The sequence below is a fragment of the Paraburkholderia sp. RL17-380-BIE-A genome (assembly GCF_046028085.1).
Lineage (GTDB): Bacteria > Pseudomonadota > Gammaproteobacteria > Burkholderiales > Burkholderiaceae > Paraburkholderia.
Genome location: NZ_JARESQ010000004.1, coordinates 402,120 through 416,343 on the forward strand (window position 1 = coordinate 402,120; position 14,224 = coordinate 416,343).

14 protein-coding genes are annotated in these 14,224 nt (G+C 65.4%); all 14 read right to left on the reverse strand.

The features are described 5' to 3' along the window. Window positions 1–34: 34 nt before the first annotated feature. The gene (locus P0D68_RS09305; RefSeq protein WP_408186008.1) at window positions 35–763 is read right to left on the reverse strand and encodes a DUF2968 domain-containing protein; all 729 of its coding nucleotides are present in this window, start codon (window positions 761–763) and stop codon (window positions 35–37) included. A 47-nt stretch (window positions 764–810) separates the two neighbouring features. Next, a complete protein-coding gene (locus P0D68_RS09310; RefSeq protein WP_091794812.1) occupies window positions 811–2,202 on the reverse strand; it encodes a sigma 54-interacting transcriptional regulator in 1,392 nt (463 codons plus the stop codon). 10 nt (window positions 2,203–2,212) lie between these two features. Continuing rightward, the gene (locus P0D68_RS09315) at window positions 2,213–4,003 is read right to left on the reverse strand and encodes a TadG family pilus assembly protein (RefSeq protein ID WP_408293541.1); all 1,791 of its coding nucleotides are present in this window, start codon (window positions 4,001–4,003) and stop codon (window positions 2,213–2,215) included. 1 nt (window position 4,004) lies between these two features. Then, the gene (locus tag P0D68_RS09320; protein ID WP_408293544.1) at window positions 4,005–4,403 is read right to left on the reverse strand and encodes a DUF3613 domain-containing protein; all 399 of its coding nucleotides are present in this window, start codon (window positions 4,401–4,403) and stop codon (window positions 4,005–4,007) included. 63 nt (window positions 4,404–4,466) lie between these two features. Continuing rightward, window positions 4,467–5,318, reverse strand: coding sequence for a tetratricopeptide repeat protein (locus tag P0D68_RS09325; RefSeq protein WP_408293547.1), 852 nt, complete (start codon window positions 5,316–5,318; stop codon window positions 4,467–4,469). A gap of 9 nt (window positions 5,319–5,327) precedes the next feature. Next, complete coding sequence (locus P0D68_RS09330; RefSeq protein WP_408293550.1) at window positions 5,328–6,326, reverse strand: type II secretion system F family protein; 999 nt, start codon at window positions 6,324–6,326, stop codon at window positions 5,328–5,330. 2 nt (window positions 6,327–6,328) lie between these two features. Then, complete coding sequence (locus tag P0D68_RS09335) at window positions 6,329–7,390, reverse strand: type II secretion system F family protein (protein WP_408293553.1); 1,062 nt, start codon at window positions 7,388–7,390, stop codon at window positions 6,329–6,331. Further along, window positions 7,383–8,801, reverse strand: coding sequence for a TadA family conjugal transfer-associated ATPase (locus P0D68_RS09340; RefSeq protein WP_408293556.1), 1,419 nt, complete (start codon window positions 8,799–8,801; stop codon window positions 7,383–7,385). Before P0D68_RS09340 ends, P0D68_RS09335 begins: the two co-directional genes overlap by 8 nt. 3 nt (window positions 8,802–8,804) lie before the next feature. After that, window positions 8,805–10,046 carry a fimbrial protein gene (locus P0D68_RS09345; RefSeq protein WP_408293559.1) on the reverse strand — a complete coding sequence of 414 codons (1,242 nt, stop codon included), beginning with the start codon at window positions 10,044–10,046 and terminating at the stop codon, window positions 8,805–8,807. Window positions 10,047–10,178: 132 nt separating this feature from the next. After that, a complete protein-coding gene (locus P0D68_RS09350; protein ID WP_408293562.1) occupies window positions 10,179–11,594 on the reverse strand; it encodes a type II and III secretion system protein family protein in 1,416 nt (471 codons plus the stop codon). A gap of 42 nt (window positions 11,595–11,636) precedes the next feature. Beyond that, window positions 11,637–12,587: a Flp pilus assembly protein CpaB gene (gene cpaB, locus P0D68_RS09355; RefSeq protein ID WP_408293565.1), complete on the reverse strand. Its 951-nt coding sequence runs from the start codon at window positions 12,585–12,587 to the stop codon at window positions 11,637–11,639. A gap of 91 nt (window positions 12,588–12,678) precedes the next feature. Beyond that, on the reverse strand, window positions 12,679–13,176 hold the full coding sequence (locus P0D68_RS09360) for a TadE/TadG family type IV pilus assembly protein (RefSeq protein WP_408293568.1): 498 nt from the start codon (window positions 13,174–13,176) through the stop codon (window positions 12,679–12,681). Further along, window positions 13,173–13,673 (reverse strand): A24 family peptidase, encoded by a 501-nt coding sequence (locus tag P0D68_RS09365; RefSeq protein WP_408293571.1) that lies wholly within the window; start codon window positions 13,671–13,673, stop codon window positions 13,173–13,175. Before P0D68_RS09365 ends, P0D68_RS09360 begins: the two co-directional genes overlap by 4 nt. A gap of 160 nt (window positions 13,674–13,833) precedes the next feature. Next, window positions 13,834–14,001, reverse strand: a complete 168-nt coding sequence (locus tag P0D68_RS09370) for a Flp family type IVb pilin (protein ID WP_408293574.1) — start codon at window positions 13,999–14,001, stop codon at window positions 13,834–13,836. Between the last annotated feature and the right edge of the window lie 223 nt (window positions 14,002–14,224).

Consider the following 14,224-nt stretch of genomic DNA (forward strand, 5'->3'; position numbering starts at 1 on the left):
CCCTGCCCAGCCGACAGTCCTCAGAGCATCGCCTTCAGTGCGAGGGCAAACCGCTTTCCAACTGGCGTTGCAGCTCGCGCACCTGACGCTGCGCGGCACGCAACTGATCTTGCGCGGAAGCTTTCTGCTGAGCGAGCGCCGTGGCTTCGGCGCGCGTTTGCTGCTGCTGGCTCGCCACAATGGTCTGCTGCTGACGCGCAACATCCAGGTCCGCCTGCAGGCGGTTCGCACGGTCCTGCGACAGCGCGATCATCCGCTCCGTGAACGCCTTCTGCGCCTCGAGTTGCGTGCGGCGAATCTCGACGTCCGACAGTTGCACCGTCTGACGCACGAAATCCTTGTAGATCATGTCGGCACGCGCCGCGTCCTGCGTCTTGATGACCCGCCAGAAGTTTTTCTGCTGGAACAGCGCCACGTAGTACGTCATTTCCTTGCCGTAAAACAGCAAGCTCGCGCCGTAACTACCGTTATAGGTGGTGCGCAATTCGCTCAGATCCGAGCCGTGGATCATTTGCTGCAATTCCGCCACGTTGCCCGCGGCGGATTGCTTCGCTTCGTCGGGCGTGAGCGCGGAGGTCTGGGCCTGTCCCGCCTGTGAAGTTGCCGGCAACGCCGCCATCGTGCCTGGCTGGGAAACAACGCCGCTCACGGCGCCAGCACTCGCGCTGCTGTCCGGCAGAGCCTGCGCATTGACACCCCGCGCTGCCCCCATCGCGATGACTGCGGCGAAGGCAATCTGTCGTAGTTTCGACTTTCGGTCCATGTAATTCCTGCTTGAACAGTTTTTGTTTTAGTACAACCGTCTCATTATTACTCACTTTCGCGTGTTTCGGGCTCTTCGTCAAAAATTTGGTACTTGCGCATCTTCTCCCACAGCACCTTCCGGCTGATGCCGAGATAGAGCGCCGTATCCTGGCGACGCCAGCCGTTTGCGTCGAGCGCGGCCAGCACGCGGTTACGCTCGGCCATGTCCCATTTGCTGCGGTCCACCAGCACCTCGGCGACGCTCTCCGCCGGCACCGGCTGGCTGGTGCGCGCCAGCGCGAGAAGGCGTTGCAGGCGCGCCGCATCCCACGCGCCGATCTGGCGCACGGTTACGCCAATGCGCTCGGCCAGGTTGCGCAGCTCGCGCACATTGCCGGGGAAATAGGTGTCGGCCACGGCATCGGCGAGCCAGTACGGCAGGTCGGGCAAAGCAGCCAGACGCTCGGCGCCGACGATCTGCGCGATGAACGCCTTGAAGATCGCAATCTTGTCGACGGCGCCCCGCTCTTCGAGTGACGGGATCTTCAGCTCGATCACGGCGAGGCGGTAGTACAGGTCGGCGCGAAACGTGCCGTCCTTCACCAGTTGCGGCAGCAATTTGTTGGTCGCCGCCACCAGCCGGAAGTCGAGCTTCACCGGCGTCGCCGAACCGATACGCGTAACCGCGCTGTCTTCGAGCACGCGCAGCAGCTTGACCTGCTGATAGAGCGGCAGATCGCCGATTTCGTCGAGGAACAGCGTGCCGCCGTCGGCCTGCTCGAAATAGCCTTTATGCGCGACCACCGCGCCCGTGAACGAGCCTTTGGAGTGCCCGAAGAACAGCGACTCGAACAGCCCGTCGGGAATCGCGCCGCAGTTCACCGCGACGAACGGGCCTTGCCCGTAGCGGCTATGTTTCTCGTGCAGCAGTTGCGCGATGCGCTCCTTGCCGACGCCGGTTTCGCCGTGCACCAGCACGCTCGTGTCGCAGTCGGCGAAGGTATCGACTTCGTGCAGCAGCGCCTGCATGCACTCCGAGTTCGCGATCATCGCGTCGGACTCGTGCGTCTTCGCGCTATGCGCGCGCATTTGCAGCACGAGCTTCATGACCATGCCGCGCAATTCGGCGCAGGTGAAGTCGAGCGGCAGGATATGCGAGTACTCGGACGGATAGGTGGCCGGATCGTGTTCGCGCGGCGCGGCGCCGACCCACACGACGGGGATGCCGTGCGCCGCCTGCCAGTCGCGCAGGATCAACGCGCCGCTGTCGATCACCGAGACGCTGATGATCGCGAGCGACGGCCGCAGCGCGGTCCGTTCGGGCGAGATCGCGATATCGTCCGCACGGATCACTTCGACATCGAAGCTCGCCATGCAGCGCGCGACCCGGTCGACGATGTCGGCCTTGCCCTCCCAGACGTAGATATCGAGTTCCTCGATTTTGGTGGTGGTTCTCATCTTGGATAGGCTAGTTGACCAGTTGCGCGACGCCGCACGTCAGCGACATGTTGTGGACCGTGGCCGTGCCGACCTGAACGCCCAACAGGGAAAGTGTCGGGACGAGGACTGCGTCGAGCAGGTTGAAAACGGGTTGGAGCGCCGTCGACAATACGGGCGCGAGGGCCGCGAGCAAGGGCTTGGTGACCGTTGTCAGATCAAGCCCCGCAGCGGTCACTTGCAGCAGGTTAGGCAACGCCTTGAGTAGCTGCGCGGTTAGCGTCGACGCGTCGCTTCCGACGGCATTGGAATTGACGGTGATCGACGAGTCGAAACTGCCGGATGAACCGTTGAAGGTAACGGGCTGCGGCGAGGGCGGCGCCAATGGCAATTGGCCGGTCCCACCAAGCGCGATCTGCGTGAGGTCGAACGTGCCGGTCAGAATGGTCCACACCGTAACGTCAGCGATGTTGATCAAGCCGCCGCAAGCCGCGTTTGCCCCGAGGCAGACCGTAGCAATACTCGGAGCGACCTGAATCGTGGCCTTGGTCGCCGCCTTGGTCGATTCGCAGCCGACCGAGCTGAGTGAGGCAGTGCCATGCGCACTCGTCAACGAAAGCATGATCGGGGTATTGAGAGCGGCGATGCTGATCGAGCCGATGCCGAGATTCAGGCTGATCGGCGTGAACATCACCGGCAACAGATTCACACTCGCGTTGATCACCGCCGTGCGCGCTTGAGTCCGATACGTCCCGTCGGCCGACGTACCGCCCTCGCCCACGGCCAGCACAGGCGGATTGATGATCTGCAGCGAAATGGCCGCCACGCCCGCCAGCCCAGCCGCCACATTGATCACCGGCGCGTTGCCCTGGCTGCCGTCCGGGCTGCGCTGCGCGATCTGCGCGGCGACCAGTAAAGCATCGAACGCGTTGATCGTCGCGCTCGCCGCGGCATTCGGATTAGCGAGGCCAAGCGCGAGCAGTCCGGGGGCGGATTTGCCGCCGTCGCCGATCGCAATGTTCTGCCCGCCCGGAATGGCCACGGCCACCTTCTGCAGAATCGCTGCGTTGATGGTGTCGCCGCCCGCCTGCAGCGCGTTGACCATCGCGACCATCAGTTGCTGAAAACTCACCGTGGTGCCGAGCAGTCCCTTCATCGTCGCGGCACCCAGCGCCACCTTCAGATCGTCCAGCTTGACGTGCGCCGTCGCGAGACTCTGCGTGTCGCCCACGCTCAGCGACACGCTGGTTTTCAGCAGACCGCCGAGGATCGCGTTCAACAGCGCCGACTGTTGAGTATTGATCGTCGCGATGCCGGTGCCGAGCGAGAACGCGTCGATGTTGGAGGCGAACGCGGTGGCCGTCGCCGAGACGTTACGGTTCGGTCCAACGAAGAAGTACGGTACGCGTTGAGTCGTCGTCACCTGCACCGCATTGAGCGGGTTGCCGCTGGTGCCGAAGTACGTGCTCGAACTCGTGTCCCAGCGGCCGCACGTGGTGGTGATAGTCGTGGTGCTGCCGGTCGTGAAACCGTTGGCGCTCGCATTCTGCTGCGCGGCGGTGGTAGCCGTCGCGCAACCGCCCGAGGAGGCGATCATCTGAACCGCCGCCATCGCGGCCAGATCGGCCGTGCGCTGCAATTGCCTGCGCGCAAAATACACATTGCCGACATCGATCGCGCCGAGCGCCGCGATCGCGAGGCTCAGCCAGATCGCCGCGACCACCGCGACCGCGCCGTGCTGACCGCGCGCGAGCGCGCGCCGCGCGTGCAGCGGACGTGCGTTGCGCGCAGCAAGGCGCATGGCGAAAGGCAACTTGCGCATGTCAGTTCGAGCCACCGCTAGTTCCGCCGATGCCGCTGTTCACGTCCATCGCGCCGCTGCCCCCGCTGCCGCTATTCAATGCGGAGCCGTACAGATCGGGAATCTTGCTCTTGAACGATTCCATATACCGACGGTAGGCCAGCCCGGCTTCGGCGCCGAGCATTGGCAGCGCCGGCGCAGCCTGCGTATTGCTGCTCTGCAGGTCGAGCCAGGCACGGGCCGCGTGACCCACTTCGCTGGCCTGCACCACCGGTTGCACAGCCTGAACCGGCTGTTCCGTTTCGCTCGTCTGCGCGCTCGCGGGAACGGCCGCGCCCAGCAGCATACCGGCCATTGCGGCCATCGCGGCCATCGCCAGCCACCGGCTCGGCATCGACGCCCGCCAACCCCGCTTCGTCATTCTGTTTCTCATTGTTGCTCCATGATTGCCTGATGCCTCAGCACGAAGTCGCCACGCGCCCGCTCATTGCGAGAAACGCTGCAACAGGCGCGGCGCGGGCTCGATCCCCTGCGCGCTCGCGACCGTGCGCGTGCCCGTACTCCCCGCGCCCACCTGCGGTTGCGCCGGCACGCCGCGTTGCGCGCGCCCTGCCGCAGCCACCTTCGCCGCGTCGCTGCGAATCGCGGCGCGCACGTCCGGCGCGAGTTGCTGCTGATTCATCACGGCCAGCGCCTGCGCCTGGTCGCCATTGGCGAGCAGATAGAGCGCCACGTTGCTGACGATCTTCGGATTGGTCGGGTCCAGTTCGGCCGCCTTCATGAGCGGCACGCGCGCACCGTCCACATCGCCGTCGCGCAAACGCGCATAGCCGAGGTCGGACAAGGTCGCCGCATCGGTCGGCGCGAGCTGGACCGCCTGCTGAAATTCCTGCGCGGCGCGCGTGAAGTCGCCGGCCGCGCCAGCGATCAGACCGAGGCCGCGATAGCCACGCGTGGCGAGCGGCGTCTTCAGCAGTTGTCCGTAGACGGCCACGGCGGCGGCAGGCTGATCGGTCATACGCAGCGCGTCGGCGCGCAGCAGAATCGAGTCGGGGCTCGCGCCGTACTGCTTGTCGTACGCATCGATATGCGCGAGCGAAGCGAAGTACAGTCCCTGGGATTGCATCCGGTCGATCAAGCCGAGGTACATGCCGGGCGTATCCGGCGCGGGATCCTTATTGGCCTGCTGGGCCAGCACGGCGCGCTCGGCCTGCGGTCCGACGCCGTAACCCACAAGGTCTTTAGATGCGCACGCGCCGAGCAGCGACAGCGCGGCCAGCGTCGCGGCGCAACGGGCGCCCGGTTTGACGGAATCGAACGAGAGACTGTAAGTCATGGCAAATCCTCAGTGCTTCGCTGCGCCCAGCGAATGCTGGACAGCCAGCACGCCAGGTCCGGCCGTGACGATCATCAACGCGGGCAACAGCGTCACGATCATCACGCCTGTCATCTTCACGGCGAGCCGGCCGATACGTTCGCGCAGCATCGCGCGGCGCGTCTCCCGCAGGCGGTCGCCGAACTGCTTGAGCGGTTCCTGCACGGCGCCGCCGTGCCGGTCGACCTGCACCAGCAAGCGCATCACCGCGCGCAGATCTTCGTTGTCGTAACTCGTCGCGAGCCGGTTCAGCGACTGCTCGCGCGTGCGTCCCGCGGCGAACTGACGTTGCGCGATCTCCAGCTCGCCGGCGAGCACCGGCAACATGCCGCGAAAGTCGTTGACCACCACCTGCAGGCTCTGATCGAGCGACAAGCCCACGCCTTGCAGGAGACGCAGCAAATCGACCAGCAACGGCAACTCGTCGACCACAGCGTTGCGGCGCTTGCTGGCACGCCGCCGCAACACGACCTTCGGCAACATGAAGCCCGCCATCGCGGCGATGATCACCAGCGCCATATAGCGCGGCCCCTCCAGCTGACCGCGCGCCAGCATGGCGACCAGCACGGGCAGCACCAGCGCACCCAGCAGCCGCGCCACCAGAAAGAGGCCGCGCGTGCGCGTATCCACGAAACCGCATTGTTCGAGCAGCCGGCGATCTTCTTCCGCGACGACCTGGCGGCCGAACGGCGTGTCGAGCCAGCGAATCCCGGCATGCGCAAAGCGCTCCAGCAAGCCTTTTAGACCCGTGGGCCGCGCGCTGCGCGCTGCCGCCTTCGCGCCACCCTGTGCGCCTTCTCCATTGCGTGCCGCCGCGGCGGCGAGCAGCGCGCGCTCGTCGAGCGCGTGGCGCAGCGTGCGTTCGCTGCGCCGCGCCGCCGCCACGCGCGTCAGCACGAGGCCTGCGATCAGCAGCAAGCCGAGCGCCGCCAGAGCGAGCGCGAGTGCGACGAGTTGTTGAGTCTGCATCGTCAATTCCTCAGGTTCGCGAGGCGATACAGCAGATAGGCCCCGCCCAGCTGCAATGCAAACGCCAGATAGACCAGTTGCCGGCCGGTCGGGTCGAACCACATCGAGGCGAAATACTTAGGATTGGAGAGGATCAGAAAACCGCCGATCCCGACCGGCAGCATGGCCAGCACCCACGAAGAAAGCCGCGTTTCCGCCGACATCGCCACCAGTTCGCGCTCGGCGTGTTCGAGGTCGCGCATGAACGAGGCCATCCGTTCGAGCATGACGTCGGCGCGGCCGCCGTATTTGACCGACAGACGCAGCACGGCGCCGACCAGTTCGAGTTCGCGCACGCCATAGATCAGCGCGACCTGGGAGAGCGCGCGATCGATCTCCACGCCGGTGCGCAGCATTCGCGACACGTAGTCGAGGCATTCGCGCAGCGGCGCCTCGGTGGTTTGCATCGCGGCCTGGAAGGCCGCGGGCACGCTGTTGCCGAGCGTGATCAGACGCACGATGCCGTCGAGAAACAGCGGCAACTGCCGCACGATCTGCTGACGGCGTTTGTTCACGCGCAGCGTCAACAGAAAATAGAAGAACATCACGCAGGCGATCAACGCGGCGCCGGCCGCGAGCACGCCGCCTGCCAGCGCGGCCCAGCCGCACAGCAGCAACACCACGGTGCCCGCGAGCGCGGCCGGCGCTTTTGCATTGGCAATGCCCGCACGCGCCATCGCGTGCCGCACCATGAAACGCACGCGCGCCTGCAGATAACGCCAATACTCGAGCCAGCCAGCGTCGGCAGACGGTGCCTGCGGGGCGATCACGGCCTGCGTCGCGACGGCGCGCGCGGGGCCGCCGCGCGCACCGCTTGCCGGGCCGCCGCCCATCCCACCCGCAGCGACGCCGGCCGCCATGGGGGACGCACCAAACGAACCCCCATTAGGCGAAGCCATGCGGCTGTCGATATAGCGTTGCGCGCTCACCTGGCCTTTGCGTTGCGCGCCGCGCTGCCAGAGCAGCAATGCGAGCGCCGCGCAGAGCAGCGCAAGCGCCGCGAAGACCAGCACCGCGCTAGACATTGAAGCCTCCGCCAAACCCGCCACCACCACCGCCGAAGCCGCCACCGCCAAATCCGCCGCCGCCCGATCCGCCAAAGCCGCCACCGAAGCCCGCGTTGCCGAACGCATTGTTTGCCTCGCCGCCGCCCAGCGCCTGGCGGAAACGCGCCAGCTTCGGCGAATGCGGATGAATGCCGAGCGAGACCCAGTTGTCGAGCTCGTCGCCTTCGGCGGTCAGGATCGGCTCGTAGCGATACAGTTCCTGCGTGGCGATGATGTTGTCGGACAGCCCCGTCACTTCCGTGATCGAGAGGATCCGACGGCGGCCGTTGGAGAGCCGGCCGATCTGCACGATGAAGTCGATCGCATTGGCGATCTGGCGGCGCAGGCTCGACTCGGTGCCCTGGAAGCCCGCGAAACCCGCCAGCATTTCGAGCCGGTACAGACATTCGCGCGGCGAGCTCGCGTGTACGGTGCCCATCGAGCCGTCGTGGCCGGTGTTCATCGCCTGCAGCATTTCAAGCACCTCGCCGCCGCGCACTTCGCCGACGATGATGCGGTCCGGCCGCATCCGCAAGGTATTGCGCAGCAGGTCGCGAATCGTCACGACGCCCGCGCCGTCGAAGCCGCCCGGCCGGCTTTCCAGCCGCACCACGTGCGGATGGTTCAGCGACAGTTCGGCAGTGTCCTCGATGGTCACGACCCGTTCCGGTTCGGGAATATGAAACGCCAGCGCATTGAGCAGCGACGTCTTGCCCGAGCTCGTGCCGCCCGACACCAGCACGTTGCAGCGCGCCGCCACCGCGGCTTCGAGCAACGCGCCGATCTCCGGACTGTAGGTGCCGTTGCCGAGCAGATCGTCGGGCCGCATTGGATCTTTGCGGAATTTGCGGATCGAGACGATCGGCCCGTCGATCGAGAGCGGCTCGATCACCACGTTCACACGGCCGCCGTTCGGCAGACGCGCATCGACCATCGGATTCGATTCGTCCAGACGCCGGCCGATCGGCGCGAGAATGCGCCGCACGATCCGCAGCAGATGCGCGTTGTCGGCAAAGCGCACCTGGATGCGCGTCAGAATGCCGTGGCGCGACACGTACACGTCGTTATAGCCGTTGATCAGAATGTCTTCGACGGCCGGGTCGGCGAGCAGATCCTCGATCGGACCGAAGCCCGCGAGTTCCTTGGTCAGCGCCTCCGCGATCAGGCGCACTTCGCTCTCGTTGATCGGTATGCGGCGCAGCCTGACGAAGCTGTCCATCTCCAGATCGACGAACTGGTTGATTGCGTTACGCGACCAGCGGCCGAACTCGGAGCCGAGTTCCTCGATACGCGTGAGCAGATGTTCGTGCGCCGCGTTCTTGATATCCTGGAACTGCTGGCTATGCGCGAACGAAGGCGCGTCGTCGGCAAATTCGATTTCTTTTGCCATCGTCTATGACCGCTTGTGAGTGGTTGGAATGAGGCGCTTGAGCGCGCCGAGAGCCGATTTGCCGCGTGCCTGCGAAGCGGTGCGCTCGGCGCCGCCGAGCCGCTCGATCAACGGTTCGAGCGCGCGCACATACGGATCGCGCGCGGCGACATCGACCAGCAGATGCCCCTGATTGACCGCCTGCCCTAGCGCGATACGCCGCTCCGGCAAGGTGGCGAGCAATGGAATGTCCAGACGTTGCGCGATCTGCGCGGCGGCGAGACCGAGATCGGCGTCGAACTTGTTGACGATCAGCTGCACGTTCGAGGTATCCACGCCCTCTTCGCGCAACGCGTCGAGCACGCCGACGGCCGATACGATCGAGGCCACGCCCTGATCGCACAGCAGCCAGGTTTCATCGGCGGCCTGCACGACATGGGCGATGAACTCGCCATTGGTGAAGCCGCCGAGATCGACGATCTGCTGGTCGAAGAACGCCCGCAGGCGGCTCAGCAAACCGATCGACGACGAGTACGAGACCTCGCGCATGTCCGCCAGATTCGGCGGCAGCGTGGTGAGCGCGAGGCCGCTCGCGTGGTGCGACAGCGCGGTATGCACGAAAGTCTGATCGAAGCGGCGCAGGTTGCGCACGGCTTCGACGAAATTGAATTCGCTGCGCGTATTCAGGAGCAGCGAGGCGTCCGCGGCAGGCAGGCCGAGATCGAGCAAGGCGGCTTGCCGGCCCTGCGCGACGTCGCGCCGTTGCAGCATCACCGAGAGATTCGCGGCGAGCGTGCTCACGCCCATGCCGACGCGCGCGCCCAGCAGCGCGGTGACATGACCGTGGCGGCTAACCGGCTCGACGAGGTTGTCGAGCACCTGGCGCGTGATTCGCAGAGCATCTTCGCGGGGCGCCGTCAGATCGATGAAGTCGCGCACGCCGGCACGCAACGCGGCCAGCGCGCTTTCTGGTTCCGCGAGCGAGCCCAGCGCGACGATCTGCATGCTGGGATAGGCGGCGCGCACCGCGCTCGCGGCAGCGCTCGCTGCCGCGGCGCGGCCGCAGGAAAAATCGACGAACACCAGCGACGGATTCAGCGTCGCGATGCGCTGTGTCAGCATCGACGGATCGAGCGTGGCCACTTCGACCACACCGGCGCCCACCAGCGTATCGGCGAGCCAATGCACGTGTTCGTCGGTTAGCGACGCGAACACGAAATAGTCGGTGACCGCCCGTTCAGTCAATGAATGCGTTCTCGCGTTCATGTTGGACTTCCTTATGCGGCATTGGCGACAAAGCCCCCGCGTCGTACTGCTTGCCGGCGGACGCGCGCGGTTCGCGCGCACGCCGGCTCACCCCTGTATTCATCCGGCGCACTGCAAGAGCGCCTGCCGGCTTCACTTCGAAAATCCCGGCGACGAATCGCGCGCCGCCACGCCGCCGATCAGCGAGCGCCACACCGGCCCATTGCGCTGCTCGGACTGCTCGCCCGGCGTCGACGGCAAGGTCGCGCCCTTGGCGAGCGGCGAGACCAGATGCGGCGTCACGATGATCACCAGCTCTTTCTCGTTCTGCTGGTAGTTCAGCTGTTTGAAGAACGTCCCGATCACGGGAAGGTCGCCGAGCAACGGCACCTTCGAGACATTCGACGCCGTCTCGCGGTCGATCAGCCCGCCGATCACGAAGCTCTCGCCATCGCCGAGTTCGACGGTCGTATCCGCCCGCCGCGTGATGAACGCGGGCACCGACACGCCGCTGATCGTCACCGCGTTGGCGAAGTCCAGCTGGCTAGCCTCCGGCGCCACTTTCAGGGCGATGCGTTGCGGGCTCAGGACGGTCGGCGTGAGCGTGAGTCCAATGCCGTACGGCTTGAATTCGATCGAAGTCGTACCGAGCGCCTGCGGCACCGGAATCGGCACCTCGCCGCCGGCGAGGAAACTCGCGCTCTGGCCTGACAACGCGACCAGAGTCGGCTCCGCGAGCACCCGCGCGAGGTTGTTGCTCTCGAGCAGACTCAGGTTCGCGAACAACCCGTGCGTCGCGGAGTTGAAAATCAGGTTGAACGCCGACGAGATCGGCGTCACGCCGGTCAGACTCGGCGCCTGGCCCGCCGTCGCCGACACGGAAGTCAAAGCCGACGGCGCGAACGAACCAAATGTGAAGCCGTTGTTCTGCTTGAAGAAGTTGAAGCCCACTTCCTTCAACACCGAACGGCTGAACTCGACCACCCGCACGTCCACCTGGACGACTGCGCGGCTCGCCACCCTGGACGTGTCGAATACCGAACCGTCCTTGCCGAGCGAGCCCTCGGCCGCGACCACGGCGCGCTGGTGAGCCTCCATCGTCGCGGACGTGCCGGACACCACGGCCGTGCCGCCGAGCACTTTCACAGCCGGCGTGTCGGGTCCCAGCAACGACGCGGCGGCCGGCGTGGTCACGTCGACCGTGTATTGCAGCGGCGCTTCGCGCTCGCGCGCCCACAACATCAGGTTGGTCGTCCCCGCGGCCTTGCCGACCAGCAGCACGCCGCCGCGCTTGTCGCCCTTGATGATCAGCACGTCGGCCACCGACGGGTCGCCAATCGCGACACGTTGCAGCGTGTGGCCGACGGCGATTTGCTGCTGCGCGCCGACCGTCAGCGCAATAGTCTGCCCAGACGCGGCGGTCGCTGGCTGGGCCGATTGACCCGCTTGTGCCGCTTGTGCCGCTTGTCCGCGCTGCACCGGCCCTGCTGCATCGGTCGCCGCCGATACGGCCAGCAAGACCATCCCCAGCCACGCCGTCTTGCGGAAAACAAAAATCCGTTCTGTCATGTAGTTATGGACGCGACCGGCCGCCCGCTCCCTGAAACTGCTTTACCAGGCGACCGTCTCGGCGCGCCCACCCCGTATCACTTCGATACCGCTCTTTGTACTGTTGGTATTGCCGGCCACGCGCGTCGGCAGCACGCGCGGAAGCGGCGGCAGCCGCGCGGCGGCGCCGGCGCCGCCAGCGTTCACGCTGCCCGACAAGGTGTCGAGCGCCACGCCGGCTGCGGCGCGGGTCGAATCCTGAAGCGGCGCGCCAGTGCCCGCCTGGGCCGCGGTCTTCAGCACGCCCGGATAAGCCGGCAAAACGCTTTGATCGACTACTTCGGCATCCTTCGGATTACGCAACGCGAAGATCAGACGGCCGGCGCTCTCGGCGAGCGTTAGACGATCCACATCGGCGACCGGCACGGCGAGCACCGCCGTGCGAACCATGCCGTTCGGATCGCCCGCGCTGTCGCCGCTCGCGGTGGCGTTGCCGAACGCCAGCACGCGCACTTTCGACATCAGCAGACGCGCCTGGGTCCGGTCGATTTCGCCGCCGTTCCCCATGCTGCCGCCGTCGCGCTTGAGCGTAAAAAATACGTCGACGAAATTGCCCGGCCGCAGACGGTTGCCGACCGCGTTGCCTTCGTCCACCCTTACGGCGAGCGCGCGCTCGCCCGGTTCGACGCGCTCCGCGAGTCCCGACGACAACTGGCTTTCCAGCACCGGCGAGTCCGCGCCGATCTCCGCGTTCGGCACGCGGCCGGCCAGTTGCGCCGGCTCCGTGAAGGCGCCGTTCGGATTGATCGGCAGCGATTGCACGCGCAGATCGTCGGGGGTAATGGCTTTGCCCGCCGTCAGCGTGCGGGTCGCCACCACCACCGGAAAACTCGCATGCGTGGCGGGCGTGACGGCCACGGGCGCCGGGCGGCGCGACAGTGTCCACGCGAACAGCCCGAGCACGAGCGCCACCACGATCAATACACCGGCAAAAATTCTGGTCAGATTCGGCATGACGATTGGCTGCTTCGGTTAAACGATGCGGTGCCGTGCGCGCGTGCAATCACGCATTCACGGACGACGAGGCATGGAGCCGGCGCGCGCGTCACTGGATATTCTCCGGATTGAGTTGTACGGTGGCGCTGCTCGACAGCGACTTCGGCACCACGATTCCCAGCAGCGGCAGGATCGGCACGATCGGATTTGCCTGATAGTTATAAGTGAGCAGCACGTTCACGCATTGCATGGCGCCGCCCGGCCCGCACGTCGCGGAAGACGGCGTGCATTGCATGGCCTGCACCAGTTTCGAGGCCACCAGCTTGGCCGCCGCGCAGGCCGCGTTGCCGCGGTTGGTCAACGCGGTTTGCAGCGACGTGTTGCTCTGCCAGTTCAAGGCCGCGCGCGCGCCCTCTTCCGCGGCCAACGTCAGATTCTGCTGGGCCACGAGGATCAGGCTGAACGTGATGATCGCGTACAGGATCGCGAAGAAGAGCGGGAATACCAGGGCGAATTCAATCGCCGTGGCACCGCGCTGCGCCCGCGCTCCGCGCTGATGGATTCGCTGGTGTTGCAAACATGCGCGCTGCATCGTGGCGGGCTTCATCGCAGCCCCCCTGACATGCCATGCAGCACGAGCCAGCCGCTCGCGGCCACGGTGAGACACGCGGCGTACGGCGTGGATGCTTTACCGGCCAGTTCGAAGGTTGCGCCGGATCGACGGACAAGACCCATGAGCCGCGTGCGCGTCTTGATCAGCAGCCAGAGCGCATGCACGCCGGCTGCGAGACTCGCGGCCATCCACAGACCGGGCAACGCCTGCATACCGCACCATGCACCCAGCACGGCGAAGATCTTGACGTCGGCGGCGCCCATGACACCGAGCGCAAAAAACGGCAGCAACGCAGCGAGACCAATCAGTGCCCCCATACCCGCGTGAGCAGGGGAAATCCCGAAAGGCCCGCATTGAAATAGCGCGCAGCCGAATGCCGCGGCTAAACCCGCCACGACAATCGAATTGGATATACGCCGCCAGCGGCAATCGCTAATTGCGACTGCCGCGGCCCAGGCGATAAATAACATAATGCCAACGAAAACATTCATTTCGCGCTCGACAGGCAAAGCTACGCCCTGCGAATTGCAATGCAATTCGCATTAATCATTCAGCGATGCGTAATACGTCAGCGAAACGAGCGGCCGCCGGAACGACGACCGCTACGCCCAACCACTTCGCACGACGCTTACGGTTTGCCCTTGATGATCATTACGTGGTGATCAGGCTGGCGACTTTCGTCATCACAGCCGAGATATTCGAGCCGACAGTCCCCACCGCCCCAGCGATGACGAGCACGACAAGCCCCGCGATCAGGCCATATTCAATGGCGGTCACGCCTTTGTTGTCGTTCAGAAAACGTTGTGTGAATTTTTTCATGTGAACCCTCGGACTTCATTTATTTCATTCGTGTACGTGCTGCATCGGTCGGTGGAGTACCCGAGTGCGCGAACCGTTGGTCTCTCATTCCCGGTTCTCTTGTTGCACCGCAGTAGCTTCACTTTGCAGCCGCCGTCAGTAAAACGGATGCTTATGAGCTGTCTGTTCGATAACCCACCTCCCTCGTCAATCTCCGATGCTTTCGGGTTTTATAGCCGAACAA